General features: G+C 51.1%; 20 protein-coding genes. 13 read left to right on the top strand and 7 right to left on the bottom strand.

Translation table 11 applies throughout. The features are described from left to right. The first annotated feature begins 58 nt into the window (after nucleotides 1-58). A complete protein-coding gene (locus NSQ80_RS03690; protein WP_009224429.1) occupies nucleotides 59-1,294 on the top strand; it encodes a metallophosphoesterase family protein in 1,236 nt (411 codons plus the stop codon). A 505-nt stretch (nucleotides 1,295-1,799) separates the two neighbouring features. Further along, nucleotides 1,800-2,252, top strand: coding sequence for a hypothetical protein (locus NSQ80_RS03695; protein ID WP_028539952.1), 453 nt, complete (start codon nucleotides 1,800-1,802; stop codon nucleotides 2,250-2,252). Between the two features lie 63 nt (nucleotides 2,253-2,315). Here the strand turns inward: NSQ80_RS03695 and NSQ80_RS03700 are convergent, their stop codons facing one another. The 3 genes from NSQ80_RS03700 to NSQ80_RS03710 all read right to left on the bottom strand — a co-directional run bounded on the left by NSQ80_RS03700 (nucleotide 2,316) and on the right by NSQ80_RS03710 (nucleotide 5,284). After that, entirely contained in the window at nucleotides 2,316-2,759 is a 444-nt protein-coding gene (locus NSQ80_RS03700; protein ID WP_009224431.1) for a hypothetical protein, read from the bottom strand. Between the two features lie 314 nt (nucleotides 2,760-3,073). Beyond that, nucleotides 3,074-4,852: a sulfate permease gene (sulP, locus tag NSQ80_RS03705; RefSeq protein ID WP_339301393.1), complete on the bottom strand. Its 1,779-nt coding sequence runs from the start codon at nucleotides 4,850-4,852 to the stop codon at nucleotides 3,074-3,076. Between the two features lie 102 nt (nucleotides 4,853-4,954). Next, entirely contained in the window at nucleotides 4,955-5,284 is a 330-nt protein-coding gene (locus NSQ80_RS03710) for a metalloregulator ArsR/SmtB family transcription factor (RefSeq protein ID WP_009224433.1), read from the bottom strand. A 358-nt stretch (nucleotides 5,285-5,642) separates the two neighbouring features. On the opposite strand from NSQ80_RS03710, the gene NSQ80_RS03715 reads away from it, so the two are divergent. The 3 genes from NSQ80_RS03715 to NSQ80_RS03725 all read left to right on the top strand — a co-directional run bounded on the left by NSQ80_RS03715 (nucleotide 5,643) and on the right by NSQ80_RS03725 (nucleotide 7,927). Further along, the gene (locus NSQ80_RS03715) at nucleotides 5,643-6,704 is read left to right on the top strand and encodes an ABC transporter ATP-binding protein (RefSeq protein WP_028539953.1); all 1,062 of its coding nucleotides are present in this window, start codon (nucleotides 5,643-5,645) and stop codon (nucleotides 6,702-6,704) included. 43 nt (nucleotides 6,705-6,747) lie between these two features. Further along, nucleotides 6,748-7,083 carry an antibiotic biosynthesis monooxygenase gene (locus NSQ80_RS03720; RefSeq protein ID WP_009224435.1) on the top strand — a complete coding sequence of 112 codons (336 nt, stop codon included), beginning with the start codon at nucleotides 6,748-6,750 and terminating at the stop codon, nucleotides 7,081-7,083. A gap of 88 nt (nucleotides 7,084-7,171) precedes the next feature. Then, nucleotides 7,172-7,927: an exodeoxyribonuclease III gene (locus tag NSQ80_RS03725; RefSeq protein WP_009224436.1), complete on the top strand. Its 756-nt coding sequence runs from the start codon at nucleotides 7,172-7,174 to the stop codon at nucleotides 7,925-7,927. A 107-nt stretch (nucleotides 7,928-8,034) separates the two neighbouring features. Here NSQ80_RS03725 and NSQ80_RS03730 read toward each other — a convergent pair whose 3' ends face one another. Then, nucleotides 8,035-8,787, bottom strand: coding sequence for a stalk domain-containing protein (locus NSQ80_RS03730; protein WP_028539955.1), 753 nt, complete (start codon nucleotides 8,785-8,787; stop codon nucleotides 8,035-8,037). 226 nt (nucleotides 8,788-9,013) lie between these two features. Here NSQ80_RS03730 and NSQ80_RS03735 point away from each other — a divergent pair, with 226 nt between their 5' ends. The 8 genes from NSQ80_RS03735 to dgt all read left to right on the top strand — a co-directional run bounded on the left by NSQ80_RS03735 (nucleotide 9,014) and on the right by dgt (nucleotide 16,217). Then, nucleotides 9,014-9,745, top strand: coding sequence for an ABC transporter ATP-binding protein (locus NSQ80_RS03735; protein ID WP_009224438.1), 732 nt, complete (start codon nucleotides 9,014-9,016; stop codon nucleotides 9,743-9,745). Then, nucleotides 9,742-10,794, top strand: coding sequence for an ABC transporter permease (locus tag NSQ80_RS03740; RefSeq protein ID WP_028539957.1), 1,053 nt, complete (start codon nucleotides 9,742-9,744; stop codon nucleotides 10,792-10,794). The genes NSQ80_RS03735 and NSQ80_RS03740 overlap by 4 nt, the downstream gene beginning before the upstream one ends. A 50-nt stretch (nucleotides 10,795-10,844) precedes the next feature. After that, nucleotides 10,845-11,513, top strand: a complete 669-nt coding sequence (locus tag NSQ80_RS03745) for a TetR/AcrR family transcriptional regulator (RefSeq protein ID WP_009224440.1) — start codon at nucleotides 10,845-10,847, stop codon at nucleotides 11,511-11,513. Nucleotides 11,514-11,729: 216 nt separating this feature from the next. Further along, nucleotides 11,730-11,975: a hypothetical protein gene (locus tag NSQ80_RS03750; RefSeq protein WP_339301400.1), complete on the top strand. Its 246-nt coding sequence runs from the start codon at nucleotides 11,730-11,732 to the stop codon at nucleotides 11,973-11,975. Between the two features lie 100 nt (nucleotides 11,976-12,075). Further along, a complete protein-coding gene (locus NSQ80_RS03755) occupies nucleotides 12,076-13,095 on the top strand; it encodes a molybdopterin-dependent oxidoreductase (protein WP_339301402.1) in 1,020 nt (339 codons plus the stop codon). 346 nt (nucleotides 13,096-13,441) lie between these two features. Next, nucleotides 13,442-13,900, top strand: a complete 459-nt coding sequence (locus tag NSQ80_RS03760; protein WP_009224443.1) for a flavodoxin — start codon at nucleotides 13,442-13,444, stop codon at nucleotides 13,898-13,900. Then, on the top strand, nucleotides 13,897-14,661 hold the full coding sequence (locus NSQ80_RS03765) for a hypothetical protein (RefSeq protein WP_339301406.1): 765 nt from the start codon (nucleotides 13,897-13,899) through the stop codon (nucleotides 14,659-14,661). The genes NSQ80_RS03760 and NSQ80_RS03765 overlap by 4 nt, the downstream gene beginning before the upstream one ends. Before the next feature lie 146 nt (nucleotides 14,662-14,807). After that, nucleotides 14,808-16,217, top strand: a complete 1,410-nt coding sequence (dgt, locus tag NSQ80_RS03770; protein WP_260070692.1) for a dGTP triphosphohydrolase — start codon at nucleotides 14,808-14,810, stop codon at nucleotides 16,215-16,217. Between the two features lie 52 nt (nucleotides 16,218-16,269). On the opposite strand, the gene NSQ80_RS03775 is transcribed toward dgt, so the two are convergent. The 3 genes from NSQ80_RS03775 to NSQ80_RS03785 all read right to left on the bottom strand — a co-directional run bounded on the left by NSQ80_RS03775 (nucleotide 16,270) and on the right by NSQ80_RS03785 (nucleotide 17,751). Then, nucleotides 16,270-16,839: a thymidine kinase gene (locus NSQ80_RS03775; protein WP_009224495.1), complete on the bottom strand. Its 570-nt coding sequence runs from the start codon at nucleotides 16,837-16,839 to the stop codon at nucleotides 16,270-16,272. A 117-nt stretch (nucleotides 16,840-16,956) separates the two neighbouring features. Beyond that, nucleotides 16,957-17,157, bottom strand: a complete 201-nt coding sequence (locus NSQ80_RS03780) for a hypothetical protein (protein WP_157273375.1) — start codon at nucleotides 17,155-17,157, stop codon at nucleotides 16,957-16,959. A gap of 27 nt (nucleotides 17,158-17,184) precedes the next feature. After that, the gene (locus NSQ80_RS03785) at nucleotides 17,185-17,751 is read right to left on the bottom strand and encodes a hypothetical protein (RefSeq protein ID WP_260070691.1); all 567 of its coding nucleotides are present in this window, start codon (nucleotides 17,749-17,751) and stop codon (nucleotides 17,185-17,187) included. Nucleotides 17,752-17,858 lie beyond the last annotated feature (107 nt).

The raw sequence follows: 17,858 nt of genomic DNA on the forward strand, positions 1-17,858 counted from the left end.
TGACAGGGGGCTCCCCCGCGCATTATCTTGAGGGAAATTCACGAAGGAGTTTTTTTATATGAAAGGTCGGAGTCAGATGGTTTGGCTGGGGATAGTGGTAGTTGTGTTGCTGCTTGGCATCGTCGTCTTTGGCTGGCAAAAAAAACAACAGGCTGGCGTATCCGCCGTCCCGAAACCCCAATCGATCGTGATGACGATCGGCGGGGATGCGCGGACGACGATGGCGTTCACCTGGCAGACTGAAGGGGCGTCCGGGGAGCCTGGGATTTTGCAGATCGCGGAGGGGGCGGAGCCCGATCCTTCCTGGAACGAGGCAGAGGTGCTCAGCTTCAAAGCGAAGGCGTCCGTGATGGAGGACGGGGGCAAAGGGCAGACAGTGTACAAGGTGTTAGCCGCCGGCCTTCGTCCGGGAACGACGTATGTCTACCGCGTGGGAAATGGACAGGAAGACGGCTGGAGCGAGCCGGCCAGCTTTGTGACAGAACCTGAGGAACCTCAGGCGTTTACCTTCATTAACGTCACGGATTCGCAAGGCGAGAAGGCTGCGGATTTCCGGCTTTGGGCGCGCACGTTGGACAAAGCGTTTCAAGCATTCCCGGAAGCCCGCTTCATCGTGCACAACGGGGATATGACAGAGAATCCGGACGATGCGCAGGGCTGGAAATGGCTGTTTGGACAAGCCGCCCAATGGCTTACCCGCGTGCCGCTGATGCCGGTGGCGGGCAATCATGATGAAATTTCCGGGGACGCTTCGGCGTTTACGTCGCATTTTCTTGTGCCGGAGAATGGGGCGGAGGGAGCTACGCCGGGGACTACGTATTCTTTTGATTATGGATTTGCTCATATCGTTGTGCTCAATACGGAGTCCAAAATCAAAAGGCAGACGGAATGGCTCAGAGAGGATTTGCGCAAGAACACCAAGCCTTGGACAATCGTGGCGATTCATCGGCCTGCTTACGGTGGAAATCAGTACGACAAAATCGAGGATTGGATTCCGGTGTTCGATGAGTTTGGCGTGGATCTGGTGCTGCAGGGGCACAACCATGAATATTCCCGCTCCTATCCGATCAGGGATGGACAAATCGCCCAAGACGGCAAAGGGACCGTCTATGTCGTCACCAACACCTCCGGTCCCAAATTTAACGATTTAAAAAAAGATAAGTTCTACCATGCCGTACACACCCAACCCAACAAGCAGACGTTTGCCGGGATCACCGTAAGCGAGCACACCTTGGTGTACATCGCGTATACCGTGAACGGCCGCAGGTTGGATGAGTTTACCTTGGAGCGGTAAAGGGTGAGCCCTCGACTTACGTGCACAATAACTGAGTGGCTATTGGTAAAGGATCAGTTTTAGTACCGGAAGAGCTTGACGATCAGGAGGAGGGAGCATATTATGGATTTAAACAATCCTTTTCTTGGAAACTTTAGGAGTAGGTACCGATAATTCTTTTATTTAAGGTGACTGTTCACTTGATTATCGTTGACTTTAGAGAAGCTAATCACTCCCTTCAAGTTTGATTAAATAAAAAAATTTGTTTTTAAGATCATCGGCATTTAGCTGTAAGAGATTACACAGATGAGGATCGAAACGAAAATATTAGTGGAAATTAAGAATTTGTTAGTAAGTTTAATTAGGATAAATTTTAATTTTCAAAGTAGTAGTAAAAAATCTGAAACTGGCTCCTGCTGTAAAACAGAAGGAGCCAGTTCATAGAGTATCCTAAAGTTTGAAGAATGATTGGAGTTTTAATGTACTAAAATGAAAAGTTTATATGGAGAAGATGAGGTGATGTTCTATGAAACGTTATAAATACATTGCAATTGGAATAATTTTAATTTTATTAGTTGCCGGTACATTGATTTTTTTAAACCATTCAAAAAATACTACATTTAACGAGATTGTGATGAAAGATATAAATACTGATGAAATAAGCTCATTACAAGTCATTAGTCGATTATATAACTCTGCAGATGAAGATGAACGATCTATAACTGACAAAAATGAAATCAATAAAATTGTAGATTATTTTTCACAGCTTGAGCTAAAGAGAACGAATTTATCAAATATTAGTTACACAGAGTCCTACTGGATAACTATAAAAGTCAACAGGGAGCTAGCGTTTGGTTTAATCCTTTATGATAACCATTACATCAATATTTTTGAGTATAACAGGGGCAGATCTTCATATTACAAAATAACAAGCAAGGTTGATCCAACGGTCGTTATTCAGGAATTATTTAAAAAGTAAGTTTTCCGGAGTATAAAAAAAGCAACCCTTCTACTAAAAAAAGGTTGCTTTTTTTGATAAATATTACAGAATTTGCCATCCCCCACTTTTTGAATGAACTCGAGTTACTACGCCGTTACCTGTGATGAAACGAACGCCAGCCGTTTCGTACTCAATAAAAGGAAAGTTAACTTCCAGTAAATCAAAGTTTGGATTATCAACCAAAAAGTCTTCGAGGTATCCTAAATGCCAATATCCATCGTATACCATCTCTTTAAGAATCTCTTTTTCATTTGGAATAAGATCGGTTACAATGCCGAGAACGGCAGTTGCTAAGCCTACTGCTGTACTTTTAAGAAATACAAGTCCTAAGATAGTAGCTGATGCACTCAACGCATCTGCTAAAGTGCTAGAATCGGTAGGACTAACAATACCCTTGTCATAAATTTCCCTTTGCGCTCTTTCAGTTTTTCTTACACCGTCCAAACTTAAAATAACTTTAGCTGCATACTCCTTTGTAAATGCCATAGACTAAACATCTCCTCTTCTGATTTGTCGAGAGCTAGGTACCTATTGCTTCTCAACTATAAGGGACTTTCATAGCTTCTTAAAAATATCCCTCACATCTCTTAAATTATGAAACTGTGAAAAAGAAATGATTGGACTATTTCATTGGGCAATAATATTGATTTTGAGAACTAGATATAGAATAGTAATTAAACCGAATGTCATAGGGGAAATAGTTATGGAGGATCCCTTCAAAACAGCATAAAAAACCTCCCAAATAGAATGTACTACATCCTATTTGGGAGGTTTTAGCCGGATTTACAGCCCCAGCAGAGCTACACCGTAACCTTGCTTTCCCGAGCCAGCGACCCGGCGAGTTCGGTACGCTTGTGCCGCTCGTGCTCCGCCGCCCCGCACAGGGCGGCGCATTCGCGGAAAGCGAAATGCTTGCAGCCGCGGCACTTGTCGTTGTTGATTTGGCTTAAAGCGTAGGTGAGGGCTTCCCCGGTGCTTTCAAAAAAATGCTCCTCGCCAATCATGGCATAGCAACCGGCTTTGTCCATCAGCTTGCGCGGCTGCGCACGAAGGCCGGAGACGAGGACGGTGATGCCGGCTTGTTGCAGCCGCTTGATCAGGGCGGCAAAATTCGCTTCGCCGGTCGTATCCATAAACGGTACCTTGCCCATTCGGATCAACACCACTCGCAGCAGTCCGCCTTCAATTTGCGAGACAAACCGATCAAACGCTTGCGAAGCGCCAAAGAACAACGGTCCGTCGATGGTGAAAATGGAAACTTGCGGGCAATCATGATCCTTGGACACGATATGCGCCCGTACCTTCTCCTTGCCGGAGGCCCAATCGGGCAGCACCTTGTCAACGGTGAGCAGGTCACTCATCCGTTTGACGAACAGCAGAACAGCCAGCACCAATCCCACCTCGACAGCTATGGTCAACGTCGTAAATACGGTCAGCAGGAACGTAACGATCAGTACGAGCGTATCGCTGGTCCGTGTCTTCAGCATGTGGACAAACGCTTTGCGCTCGCTCATGTTCCAGGCGACGACCATCAGGATCGGGGCCATGCTGGCCAGCGGGATGTTGGATGCATATGGCGCAAACAACGCGACGATCAGCAGCACAACGACGCCATGAATGATGCCGGAAAAAGGAGACACTGCTCCGTTCTTGATATTCGTCGCCGTGCGGGCGATCGCCCCGGTCGCTGGAATGCCGCCGAACAGCGGAGCGGCCATGTTGGCGAGACCTTGCCCGATCAGCTCGCGGTTGCTGTCGTGACGGGTGCCGGTCATGCTGTCCGCTACAACGGCAGAGAGCAGCGATTCGATGCCGCCAAGCAAGGCGATGATCAGCGCTGGCTGGAGCATCGGTACGATGTTGTCCCAGGACAAGGCCAGCGGGTGGAAATCCGGCAAGCCGCGGGGAATCGCCCCGTAAGCGGAGCCGATGGTCGTCACCCGGTCGGGGAACAGCCACGTCGCAGCTAACGTAGACACGAGGATGCCAACCAGCGATCCGGGGATTTTCGGGAGAAACTTGGGCGTCAGCAGCAGGGCTGCCAGGCAGATACCTGCAGTCAGGAAGCTGTAGAAGTTAAACGTATGAAGCTGCAGGAAGATTTCCTTAATATTTTCATGAAAATATTCATGCCGCTTCATCCCGGTCAAACCAAGGAAATTCCCGATTTGCCCACTGAAGATCGTCACCGCAATGCCGGCGGTAAACCCAATCGTGACCGGCCTCGGGATGAATTTGATCAGCGTTCCGAGCCGCAGCAGGCCCATCAACACCAGCATGATCCCGGCCAGAAAGCCGGCGATCAGGAGATTCTCATAGCCGTATTGCAGCACAATTGCGAGCAGAATCGGAATAAACGCCCCGGTAGGGCCGCCGATTTGGAATCGGGATCCGCCTAACAGCGAAATCAAGATCCCGGCGACGATCGTTGTATACAGCCCATACTCCGGCTCGACGCCGGACGCGATTGCAAAAGCCATCCCAAGCGGGAGGGCCACGATGCCAACAATACACCCCGATATCAAATCTTTGCGCAGCGTTGTCGCATTAACATTGGTGAACCTTCCACTCCACTTCATCCGTTAAACCCTTCTTTTCTTAAAAATCTGCATTTCATAGAGCAAGTACTTTCCCACAAACAAAAAAGACCCCCGCAGCCCGACGGGGAAACTTGAGGATCCTTATTTTTGTTTTCGGATCCCGCGCAGTAAGGAAATGGATTCGACCAAGTGATTGTCGAAAATTTGCCGGGCTACCGCGAGCAAATCTTTCAGCAGTGGATCTCGAAGCGAGTAAACAACCGTCGTGCCTTCCTTGACGGTATTGACCAGATTTTTGGCCCGAAGAACGGCTAATTGTTGAGATACGGCTGACCCTTCCGATCCAAGGATCGATTGCAGCTCGTTGACATTCCGTTCGCCTTCGCTCAGCACCTCCAGAATACGAATTCGCATCGGATGGGCGAGAGCTTTGAAGAATTCCGCTTTAAATTGTTGCAAGTTCGCGTCCATCGATTAAACTCCTTAAAATCATAAATTTCATATCTCTGAATCTTTGCATATTTGATATCTTATCATAGCCTCGGCAGAGTGTATAGAGAAATAGTCTGACTTAAAATTGAAAATTTCGCGAGAGCTCAGGGGGATAGGAGGGCACAGGGACTGGGTTTTTCCATTTGAGCTTTGACAGACAAATATGCTATACTTAATAATGATAATCATTATCATTAAATGGCGAGGAGAACTTCAACGGGTTAAACCTAGTTATCTTAGTTAATCTAGTTCATCCGTTTCATTAGGTTCTGCCCTCCGTCATCTTACTATAGAGAGACTCCGATTAGGGGAGTGGAGAGTGAGGAATCGGGATAACATGGAACACTTATTGGAAGTGAAGGATTTGGCCATCTCGTTTCATACCCGGGAGGGGGAAGTGCAGGCCATTCGCGGCGTGAACTTCTACGTCGACAAAGGGGAAACGCTGGCCATCGTAGGCGAATCGGGCTCGGGCAAAAGCGTCACGTCTCAGGCCATCATGCAACTGATTCCCCGGCCGCAGGGCGTATATAAACGCGGGGAGATTTGGTTTGACGGGCAAGAGCTGACCAGCAAAACGGAGAAACAGATGCAACGGATTCGCGGCAAGGAGATCGGGATGATCTTTCAGGATCCGATGACCTCGCTCAACCCAACCATGAAGGTAGGGAAGCAGATCACCGAGGTGCTTCATACCCATGAGCATATGTCCAAAGAAGCCGCGTACCAGCGGGCCGTGGAGCTGCTGGGTCTGGTTGGGATCAAGTCGCCCGAGCGGCGCTTTCACCAATACCCGCACGAGTTCAGCGGCGGGATGCGGCAGCGGGTCATGATCGCTATCGCGCTGGCGGCCAACCCGAAGCTGCTGATCGCCGATGAGCCAACCACGGCGCTGGACGTTACGATTCAGGCGCAGATTCTGGAGCTCATGAAAGAGCTGCAGCGGAAGATCGGCACGGCCATTATTTTTATTACACACGACCTTGGCGTCGTAGCTAAAATGGCCGACCGCGTCGCGGTGATGTACGCCGGGCAGATCGTGGAGACGGGGACGGCGGAGGAAATTTTCTATGACCCGCGCCATCCGTATACGTGGGGACTGCTGGCCTCGATGCCAAGTCTCGATGGACATGGCGGCGGGAAGCTGGCGGCGATCCCCGGCACGCCGCCGGACTTGATCCGTCCACCGCAAGGGGACGCGTTTGCACTGCGGAGCTCGTACGCGATGAAGATCGACTTCGAGCAGGAGCCGCCGCTGTATCGGGTATCCGATACCCATGCGGTGAAGTCGTGGCTGCTGCATCCGCAGGCGCCGCAGGTTATGCCGCCTGAAGCGGTGAGCCGGAAGCGCCGCTGGTTGCCAGGAACCTATGAGGTACCTGTGCTTGCGGAAGCGTAAGCGAGAAGAGAAGTGATATTTTTTTCCATAGGGAGGAACCGGAATGTTTGTTATGACAAGGACCATGGTCATTGAGAAGGGCAACAGCGACAAGGTGATTGCTAGATTTAGCCAAGAGGGCGCCATCGACCAGATGGAGGGCTTGGTGGACATCAGCGTGATGGTGAATCGAAAGAGCCAAGAGCAGGAGGAAGTGGTGGTCGTGATCCGATGGGAGTCGCAGGAAGCATGGAAGAACTGGGAAAAAAGCGACGCACACATCCAAGGCCATAAAAATAACCGCGGAAAGCAGCCGCCTTCTTACATCCTCAGCACGACGGTGAACCTGTACGATGCCCAGGTCGTGAAGAAGGGCAAAGCCTTTTTGAACGGCGTATGACGTGTTAAACTGGAACCATGATTCATAGACGAGATTGCTAGATTGGGTTTTTCGCAATTCTCGATTACATCAAGGCAAGGAGATTATCATGAAGCTGGTTTCATGGAACGTCAACGGACTGCGCGCCTGCGTGGGCAAGGGATTTTTGGACTATTTCAAAGAGGCGGATGCGGACATCTTCTGCCTTCAAGAGACGAAGCTGCAGGAAGGGCAGATCGAGCTGGACCTTGGCAGCGAATACGAGCAGTATTGGAACTATGCGGAGAAAAAAGGCTACTCCGGCACCGCTGTCTTCACGCGCATCAAACCTTTGTCCGTGCGTTATGGCATGGAGGAGGATTATGAGCCGGAGGGGCGGATTATCACGCTGGAATTCGAGCAATTTTATCTTGTTACCGTGTATACGCCGAATGCGAAACGCGACCTCTCCCGTTTGGATTACCGGATGGAGTGGGAGGACCGGTTCCGCACTTACCTTACGGGCCTGGATGCGGTCAAACCGGTCATTGTTTGCGGCGACCTGAACGTCGCCCACAATCCCATAGATATCAAGAACGCCAAGTCCAATGAAGGCAACTCCGGTTATACGCTGGAAGAGCGCGGCAAAATGACCGAGCTGCTGGCCTCCGGGTTTATCGATACGTTCCGGCATTTCTACCCGGACCGCGAAGGCGTGTACAGCTGGTGGTCATATATGCCGAAAATTCGCGAGCGGAACATCGGCTGGCGGATCGACTACTTCCTCGCTTCCTCCCGGCTTGCGCCGAAGTTGCAGGATGCAGGCATCGACTGCCACATCTTGGGCAGTGATCATTGCCCAGTGTCGTTGACGGTAGAATGGTGATCGCTCACTAAAATAAAACAAAGAACGCCCTAATCTCGTACAAGCTGCGATAGAGGGGCGTTCTTTTGTTATGGAGAGACGTCACGCTCGGAACCGGAGACTGCCTTTTATTTCACTCCGTTCACTTCGGATGTGGTCCACTGAAATTGAGTGATTTTGGAATCCGTATATTTGGTTGAAGAAGAACCATCGTAATTTTGCCAGGCATTGGTCTTGAATTTGGCAAGTTCAGCTTGTTTAGCTGGCTCATTGGCGTTCTCGTAATAGTAGTATCCACATAACTTTTTCCCGGGCATGACAGCAATTGCGGATTTTGCTATAGATTCCATATGAGCACGGAGTTCAGATCTAACATCTAGAATTATCTTTTCTCGCTGTGCAGATGGGTTATCGGCTACGTCTTTTAAATTTCCGTAGAATTTCGGATCATATTTAACCTTGATACAATAATCGTAAGGGTGCAGATCGGAGTTGTTCTCCTCAATTGAAAAATAAAGGATAGTTTCACCCAGAGAAGTCGTTAATTTTGAGAAATGATTTGATAAATATTCCTCTAATTCTTTGCCAGTTAAAGCTGTCGTTGATGGGGGGCTCATTGGGGTCTGTGAGGGATCATTCGTCTTTCGTTGATTCATGGTAATTGTGTTGGTCGCAGAGTTATAGTACAGATCGACGTCCTCAAGGTGTTCCGATATCACCCTAAGCGGAACGTATGTTGTTCCATTGATCACTTTAAGATCTGCATGGATTACATTGCCGTTAATAATCAGTGTAGCGGCGGGTGCAGAAGCATATGCAGGAATAGACACAAGCATAAGAACCGTTGTGAGAATCGCTGAAATTAGAAATTTCTTTTTCATACTGCCTCCTAATTTTCACCGTGTTTTGTAACAACAGTTTATCAAGAAAAGGGGAGTACTTCCATATCATCCAGCGCTAAATCGCCGACAATCCATGACAGGAATCCAACAAAAAATGAGTGATTACTCACTTGACTATTTACTCGGCGAGGAGTATATTTGAACCATCAAAAAAATGTGAGTAAGTACTCACGTCAACAACCTGTCCCATAGAGGAGTGGTGCAGATGTCTAATCAAGAAGTTTGTATTCGAACTCAAGGAGTGACCCGCAAGTTCAACGATAAAGAGGTGCTGCACGGGATCAGCCTGGAGGTGCGGCGCAATGAGATTTTTGGACTGCTGGGGCCGTCGGGCTCTGGCAAGACAACGTTCGTGAAAATGATCGCCGGCATCGACGAAGCGACCAGCGGCGAGGTTGAGGTGCTGGGCATCCGAATGCCAAAGCTCAGCATGATGAACCGCATCGGCTATATGGCTCAATCTGACGCGATGTACAACGAGCTTACGGCAAAGGAGAACCTAGAGTTTTTTGGGGCGTTATTTGGGTTAAAAGGTGTGAAAATGAAGCGGCGAATCGAAGAAGTTATGGCGCTTGTCAATTTGACGGATCATTTGAAACGTCCGGTCAGCGCTTACTCCGGCGGGATGAAACGCCGATTGTCGCTGGCGATCGCGCTTATGCATGAGCCTGAGGTGCTCATTCTCGACGAGCCTACCGTCGGGATCGACCCGGTGCTGCGCAAGTCCATTTGGGACGAATTCGAACACCTGAGCCAAAAAGGCACGACGATTCTCGTCACCACCCACGTCATGGACGAAGCCGACAAATGTCATCGGCTAGGGATGGTAAGGGACGGTAATTTGATCGCCGTAGGTACGCCGGAGGCGCTGAAACAGGAGACTGGCAGCGCGACGATTGAGGAAGCCTTTTTGCATTACGGAGGTGTTCGTGCATGAGAATCCGGGCTGTGATTGTCCGTATCGTCCGTCAGTTTATCCATGACAAAAGAACGCTGGCGTTGTTGGTCGTCGCTCCGCTTCTGGTCTTATCCTTAATGTATCTTGTGTTTAATGGAGACACCTACCAACCGAAGATTGGTACCGTGCAGCTGCCTGCTGCGATTACGGAGAAATTAACCGCTGCTGATGCGGAAGTCACCACCTACGATACCGTTGAAGCGGCCGAGGCGGCCTTGGCTGATCAAGAGATCGATGCGTTTATTCGCTTAGATCAGGGGGCGGCGCAGGTGAAGCTGGAAGGCAGCGATCCATCCAAAAACCGGGCCGTCATGCTGCTCATGCAAAAAACGCTTCAGGGGCAAGCAACTCCAGCCGGAATAACGCAAAATCCGAACGGGAACGCCGCTGCGCCGGAGTTCGAATATTTGCACGGATCTGCAGACATGTCGAGCTTCGACAGCTTTAGTCCAGTGTTAATCGGATTGTTTGCTTTCTTCTTCGTATTCCTGATCGCGGGCGTGTCTTTCCTGCGCGAACGAACAAGCGGCACGCTGGAACGGTTGCTCGCCACGCCGCTGCGCCGATGGGAAATCGTCGTCGGTTATATGGCCGGGTTCGGGATCTTCACCAGTCTGCAGGCGGTGTTGATCGCCGGGTTTACGGTGTATGCGCTTGGCAGCTTGATGGTGGGCTCCTTTGGTTACGTGCTGCTCATCATGCTGCTGCTGTCTCTCACGGCTCTGAGCTTCGGCACCTTGCTGTCGGCGTTCGCTAACACAGAGTTCCAGATGATTCAGTTCATTCCGATCGTCATCGTGCCGCAGGTGTTTTTCTCCGGATTGTTTGACCTGGAGAGCATTTCGCCTTGGCTGCGCTGGATTACTCATATCACACCGCTGAAATACGGGGCGGATGCGCTGCGCGGCATCATGATCCGCGGCGAAGGCTGGAGCGGAATCGCGCTGGATGTGTATGTGCTGGCTGGCTTGTCCTTCGTCTTTATGCTCGCTAATGTCCTCGCGTTGCGCAAGCACCGCAAAATATAGTACGCTGAACAAAGAAGCCTACGATACGAAGGGAAAGGAGAGAGGCCTCTATGTCGGAGAAGAAAGAGCAGTGGCTGGAGGACTTGATCCGGTTGACGGAAGAAGATACGGAGAAGAAGACGGAGAAGCAGATCAAAATTTTGGAGGCGGCGACGGAGATTTTTGCCGAGAAAGGGTATGCCGCCACATCCACCAGTGAAATCGCGCAAAAGGCCGGGGTAGCTGAGGGAACGATTTTCCGCCACTATAAGACGAAGAAAGATCTGCTGCTGTCTATCGCCGGACCAATTGTGATCAAGCTGGTTGCGCCGTTTCTGCTGCGGGATTTTGCCAAAATGATCGAGATGCCCTATGAGCGGGCGGAGGACTTTTTTCGCGCGCTGGCGAAGGATCGTTTCAAGTTTGTTCGGGAGAATATGCGGATTATCAAAATACTGATCCAGGAGGTCCCGTTTCAGCCGGAGCTGCTGGAGCAGGTGAAGAGTTTGGCCTCCGAGATCGTCTTTCAGCGGATCAAGCGAGTTGTTCTGCATTTTCAGGAAAAGGGGCAGCTTGTTGAAGCGCCGCCATGGCGGATCGTCAGAACCGGTGCCAGCGTCATGATTGGGATGATTCTGGTTCATGTACTCCTCGTGCCGGATTTTCCGATCGATGAAGACGAAGAAATTGAACACACGGTGGACCTGTTGATGTATGGGATTGCGGGTCGTCCCCGTTAAATCGAATTGAACCCGTTTCAGGCTTAACCTGGGACGGGTTTTCTGATTTTGTGGCGGTTTTGTAAGACTTTCGTAAGACTTTTCTAACACATTCGCAAGCGGTTGGTTCTTAGATGGTTAGCATTTTTCGCTAAGATGATGGACGAACAAAGCTAAAAATAACGAAAGGAAGAAATATTATGAAAAAAATCGGATTGATTCTTATGCTGGGGGGCCATGCTGACGTTAGCCGCTTGCGGTGCCAAAAACAATGACATGAACAAAGGGAACATGATGAATGACGGGGCCAACGCCTCCACCGAGATGAACAATTCTTCCGGCAGTAACGAAATGGGGCAAGAGATGATGGGCGAAGAGATGAAAGACGGCGAAATGGGTCAGGACATGATGGGCAATGAGATGAAGGACAACGAAATGATGGTCATCCCGATTTACTGGTGCTCGATCATTCGGCGTTGTTGAATCGGAGACGGAGGGCAGTACGTTTTGGTTCACGGTGCTTGAGGCGAATGATGGCAGGCGTTCTGAGAATATACAACAAAAATAAGGAGGAGGTGGAGGTATGAAGGGAATGCTGGAGCGCCTGCGCAAAGGGTATGGCAAGAAACTCGTCGCCTTGCATACCTGGAACGGCTGGATCGTCGTGATCCTTGCGCTGACGGGGCTGCTGCTGGTTGGCGGGTTTTGGCGCGGTTTGCTGGGTGAGGGCCGGGTTTGGCTCAAATGGCTGCATATCGCGGTAGGCGTTGCTTCGATCCTCCCGGTCATTTATTACTTGCTGTTAGCGGGGAAGCATTGGAAGCAGCTGCGGCAGAAGCCCTGGCAGCGGTTTAACGTTCTCGTGGTCCTAGCTTTACTGCTGGGCTGGTTTGGCTCGGGCGTGCTGCTGTGGCAGTTCAAGGCGGTGGGTCCGAGAGTGTCCAATGCGGCGCTGACCGTGCACGATTTATTAACCTGGATCGGTTTGCCGTACATCATTTACCACTCCTTAACCCGGACCAAATGGTTGAAGGAACCGGCCCGACGGTCGATTAAACCCGAGGCTCGCCCAGTTGGCGGCGGGGCGCAGGGACATTTTCGGGTATATACGGTCACGGACATTCCGTCTTTCTCCAACGAGAACTGGTCGTTTACGATCGACGGTCTGGTGAACAACAAGTTCAAATGGAGCTGGGAGGACTTCCTCAAGCTGAAGCGGAAGGTGCAGGTGAGTGATTTTCACTGTGTGACGGGCTGGTCGGTGTACAATAATACTTGGGAAGGCATCCCGCTGCGGGAGCTGCTCCAAAAAGCCGGCGTAAAGCCAAACGCCAAAACGGTGAAGTTCTATTCGGGGGACGGCGTCTACACCGATACCCTCACCTTGGATCAGGCGAATATGGACGATTGTATGGTCGCGGTGATGCACGACGGCAAGCCGATACCGAGCGACTTGGGTGGTCTGGTAAGACTGATCGTGCCGAAAATGTACGCCTACAGGTCGGTGAAGTGGCTGAACCGCATCGAGCTCATCGAAGGCGAGCATGTCGGATATTGGGAGCAGCGCGGCTACTCCAACGATGCGTGGGTAGGAATGAGCTGATCGCTCGTATAGTAAAAGAAGAAGCCGGATACTCCATTTAAGGGGTTCCGGCTATTATTGATGGTGTCTATCCGCTCCCTTCTTTTTGAGGATTATCCCGTTGCATCAGATAGGTAGTGTAATCCAAAACCGACGATCCCCACCAGGTCCCTTTCCACTGCAAGGCTCCCCCAGTGAACTTCCACTTCCACTCGATACTTCCACTCAATCCCCAGTTCTGAACGAAAGGGATAATCGTGCAAAGAGGTGTGAAGAAGATACTAGCCGCCCTATTATTGACAATGATAATCATTATCAATTATACTTCGGTTATCAAGTCATGTACTTGGAAGGAGTTGGAGAGGGAATGAGCAATATCATCATCGTCTATGCCAGCTTGACCGGGAATACGGAGGAAATGGCTGAACTAATCGCTGAAGGGATTCGCGGAACCGGAGCGGCTGTGGATCTGAAGATGGTGGAGGATTGCAACGCCATACGCTTGTTGGAATATGATGCCTGCCTGTTAGGTGCTTATACATGGGGAGACGGGGAGCTTCCCGACGAATTTGCCGATTTCGTGGATGAAATGAAGGAGCTGAATTTGGCGGGATTCCGGGCTGCCGTATTTGGCAGCGGAGATACTTCCTACCGTCTGTATTGCGCCGCCGTAGATGAATTAGAGCAGCGGCTTCGGGAAAACGGGGCGGTCATCGTCCAACCGCCGCTCAAGGTGGAATACGGCCCAAGTCCGGAGGAGAAGGTATTGTGCCGGGAGTTCGGGGCCAATTTCGCACAACGCATAGGAGCGCTGAATCAGCCATGACCAAGCAGCTTGCGGATTATGAGCTCGAAAAATGGCTGCGTTCGCTGAAGTTGGACTCGAGCGGTCCGGCAGGGGCGTGCGGCCAAACGTACAGCCAATCGTACGGCCCAACAGGCGGCGGTTCTTGCATCTCCTGGCAGCAACGCGTGCAATACGCAGTGGGTCACGCCATCAACGATTATTTCACGCTTCTCCCGGCGGTCCGTTTGCATACGCCGATCCAGGTGCTGCTGAACCGGCGTTGGCCGCGGAATCAGCGTGATTTTCCGGATCCCTTGTTCTACTGGCAGGTGTACCACCGGATGGTGTCGGAATTAACTTTCATTACGGGGACGAGGATATACGAGTATCCCTTAGCTTTATATGAGAATTGGGGAACGCACGTCGCGGGGCTGGATCTGCATTTGTCTATTATTTTTCAAGCGGTATGGCAAGGGCGGGGGAACCCGGATCGGGTGACCGTGCAGAAGTTCCTCGTGGAGGAGAATGAGAGCATCACGCAAGCTTTTGTCCATCTGGTCAACGTGTTTTGGCACAGCGCATTTGGCCGTCCGCCCGGCGATATCGAAGTCTATGCGTTAATGGAGGGAAGGAGGCAGGTGATTCCCGGAGAATCGCTGGACCTGCAGGAATCACTGGATTATGTGTGGTTGTTGCAGGAGGCCTGGGAATGCGGGTGCTGTCATCGGGAGAGCGAGGAACCTGGCGCCGACATCAATCGGACCGGAGGCGGTGAACCCTGGAGGCTTGGCGTATCGTAAGAACAATAAAGCGGCTAGAGCAAAGCCCCGCGTTTGCGGGGTGATTTTTTTGTAGGGTAACAAATTTGGGGGGCGGCGCTTTATGTTCCGGCTGCGGACGGCTACAATAACAGAAAAGAGAGAACGCGACAAGGAGTGCAAGAGCCATGAATATCCACGAACTCAGGGAGCACCGCCAATACCCGGACAATATCGGACACGAAAATAACCGTGCCACCTTTGAACGCGACTATTCGCGGTTGATCCATTCCCCGACCTTCCGCCGGCTGCAGGGGAAATCGCAAGTATTTGGGGCCGGCACAGGCGATTATTATCGAACCCGGCTGACGCATTCGCTCGAGGTCGCCCAGATCGCCCGGGAAGCGGCGCGCAGCCTTCTGCGCACGTATCCGGAGCTGGCGGCCGACCGCGCCGAGCATCCAGGCTTGGTCATCGATCCGGAGGTGGTGGAATGCGCCGCTATTTGCCATGATTTTGGCCATCCGCCGTTTGGCCACAAGGGCGAAGAGGTGCTGGATCAAATATTGGAGAAGCTCATTGAGGAGAAGGTACGGACTGCCCTTAAAGGCAAACAGCCCACTCCGGAGGAAGAGCAGCAAACGAGGGCAGCATTCCGTCAGAAATATGAGCATTTTGAAGGCAACGCCCACAATTTCCGGCTGATGATGTTCCTGGAGAAGCGGGAAAACATCGACGGGTTGAACTTATCCGATGCGGTGCTGCTTGGAACAAATAAATACCCTTATCCCGGTACGATCAACAAGAAAGGGTTATATCTGCATGAATGGGAGTACATCTCCTTCATTCGCGACCGCTGGGGCATTCCCGAAGGGAAGAAGACGTTTGAGGCGCAGCTGATGGACCTTTGCGACGACATCGCTTATTCGGCCCACGATCTCGAGGATGGCATCAAGGCGGGAAAAATCGAGGTGCACGAGCATTTCCTCAAGGACTCGCACATTCAGAGACTGATCGTCGAGAAAATCATGACGTTGGAGGATGCTTGCTGGGCGGGATGGCAGCCGCAGCAAATTCAGGTCAAGGTGGCCGAGGTGCTGGACGATTTCCTGCGCATCTGGAATGTCAAAATGCCGGTGTGTGATCATGACTATTCCCGCACGCGCCGGGAGGTGAAGGCCTATTGGGTCAGCCTGTTCGTCGGCAGCCTGGGAGTTATCGATGACGGCGATTGGCAGAAGGTCACGTTCGTGAAGGACGGGCAGGAGGATAAGGATATGCTGCGGACGGTGAGCGTGCTGAAGAGCTTCGCTTGGGTGACGATGATCCGCGATTTGCGGGTCCAACGGCTGCAGAAGCGCAGCGCATGGATTATCAAGCGGCTGTGGGATGCCTTCGTGGATCCGGAGACAAGCAAGTCGATCATTCCCGGTGACTGGCTGCGCCGGTTCGACCGGGATCAGGCCAAGCCCAAACCGATCTGGACATGGGAGCATATGATCATCGATTATATTGCCGGCATGACGGACGCCTATGCAGAAAAGATCTACAACGAGCTGTACGGGCTGAAGGTGGGCACGATTTACGATATGGATTAAAAACGACGAACGGACCGGCGTTAGCCGGTCCGTTTTTTTAGATTCGGAAGTATTACAGCGGCGGGTTGGCGTGGCATTTCCGGCATACCGGGTAATACGACTCGTTGCCGCCGATTTGGATCTGCTCGCCGGTGTAAACGGGTTTGCCGTTCTCCACCCGCAGGTTCATCGTTGCTTTGCGCGCGCAGAACCAGCAGATCGTTTTCATTTCCTCGATTTTGTCCGCATAAATCAGCAGCAGGCGGCTGCCCTCGAACAACTGGTTCTGGAAATCGTTTTTCAACCCGAAAGCCATCACGGGAATATCCAGCTCATCGACGATGCGGACCAGCTGCTTAATGTTGTTCTCACCGAGGAATTGGCATTCATCGACCAATACGCAGTATAAGCGCGGGGTATGATTTTTGACGATTTCGAAGAGGTTCGTGTCCGGATAAATCGGAATAGCCTGCCGGCGCAATCCAATCCGCGAGGAGACATAACCAACCTCGTCACGGTTATCGATCGCCGAAGTAAAGAGCAGCACCGGTTTGTTCTGCTCTTCATAATTGTGGGCAACCTTCAAAATTTCGATAGATTTGCCGCTGTTCATTGCTCCGTACTTGTAAAATAATTGTGCCAACGATGACGTCCCTTTCTATTCGTTCTATCGCAACCATGCTCTTTATTCTAGCATACTTCGATTCGGTTGTTGGATAGGCTGGCGCGAAATTTGGAGATATTCAGCGCCTGGAAAATGTTACATCGCTGCATCAAAGAGCTGCGGCATGTCCTGGAGGGGCTGGTTTTGGAGCCGCCTCGGATGCAGGCGGATTCGGAGCGGGAAGCTGAGTTTGGAGACGCCGTTCCGGTCCAGCATCGAAATCGAACTGCTGGAGGAAGGCGTAGAGATCCGCCATGCCGTAAACGTGTCCTTCGGGGAAACAACTTCGGCTCCCATCCGGGGGCATCTGCAGTAGCCGCTGAGCTATTCCCTTGGGAAACGTTCAGCCAACAGCTGGTTCACCAAGTCGCTCATGCCTTCCCATGAATCCTTCATGAGGAATTGCTGCTGAATCGGGGCATTCCACGGGCGTGGGATCCCGATGGTGAGCCGGCCAGCTTCCTTGGCAGGCTGCAAATTATGCGGCCCGTCATCGATTATCAGGTCGAAGTCCAGCAGCGTTTTTCGCTTGGCGACGAAGAAGTTCTCAAACGGGATAAACGGCATCCAGCGTTGCAGCCAGTTCCATTTTTCCTGTACAGATGAGGGGCGGGCGGCCGTAACGATGATCACATCATGCTCCTGCGTCATTTTGCGTACTTCCTCGACGGTATGCTCATCAAAGATCTCCAGCTCCTCATACAAGCCGGGGCGTCCGAAGAAGAGATCTTCATTACACTCGGGATGCCAGATTTGTGTCATATCAAAGCTGGTCATTTGGTCCATGGTGAGCTGACGGTCGGGAAACTGCAGATTATGATAGTAAATCGCTTTGGGCACGAGATGGCATAGGGTATCGTCCATATCGATGGCTACAATGTGTTTGCGCATAACGGAAATCTCCTGATTCGATGTATTCGTTGATTGGTATGACTTCCTCTAAGATATCAGAAAAACGCGGTTTTGGGATACAGTAAGGCTAGTAAAAAAAGAACCCG

Source organism: Paenibacillus sp. FSL K6-2441 (assembly GCF_037964765.1).
GTDB lineage: Bacteria > Bacillota > Bacilli > Paenibacillales > Paenibacillaceae > Fontibacillus > Fontibacillus phoenicis.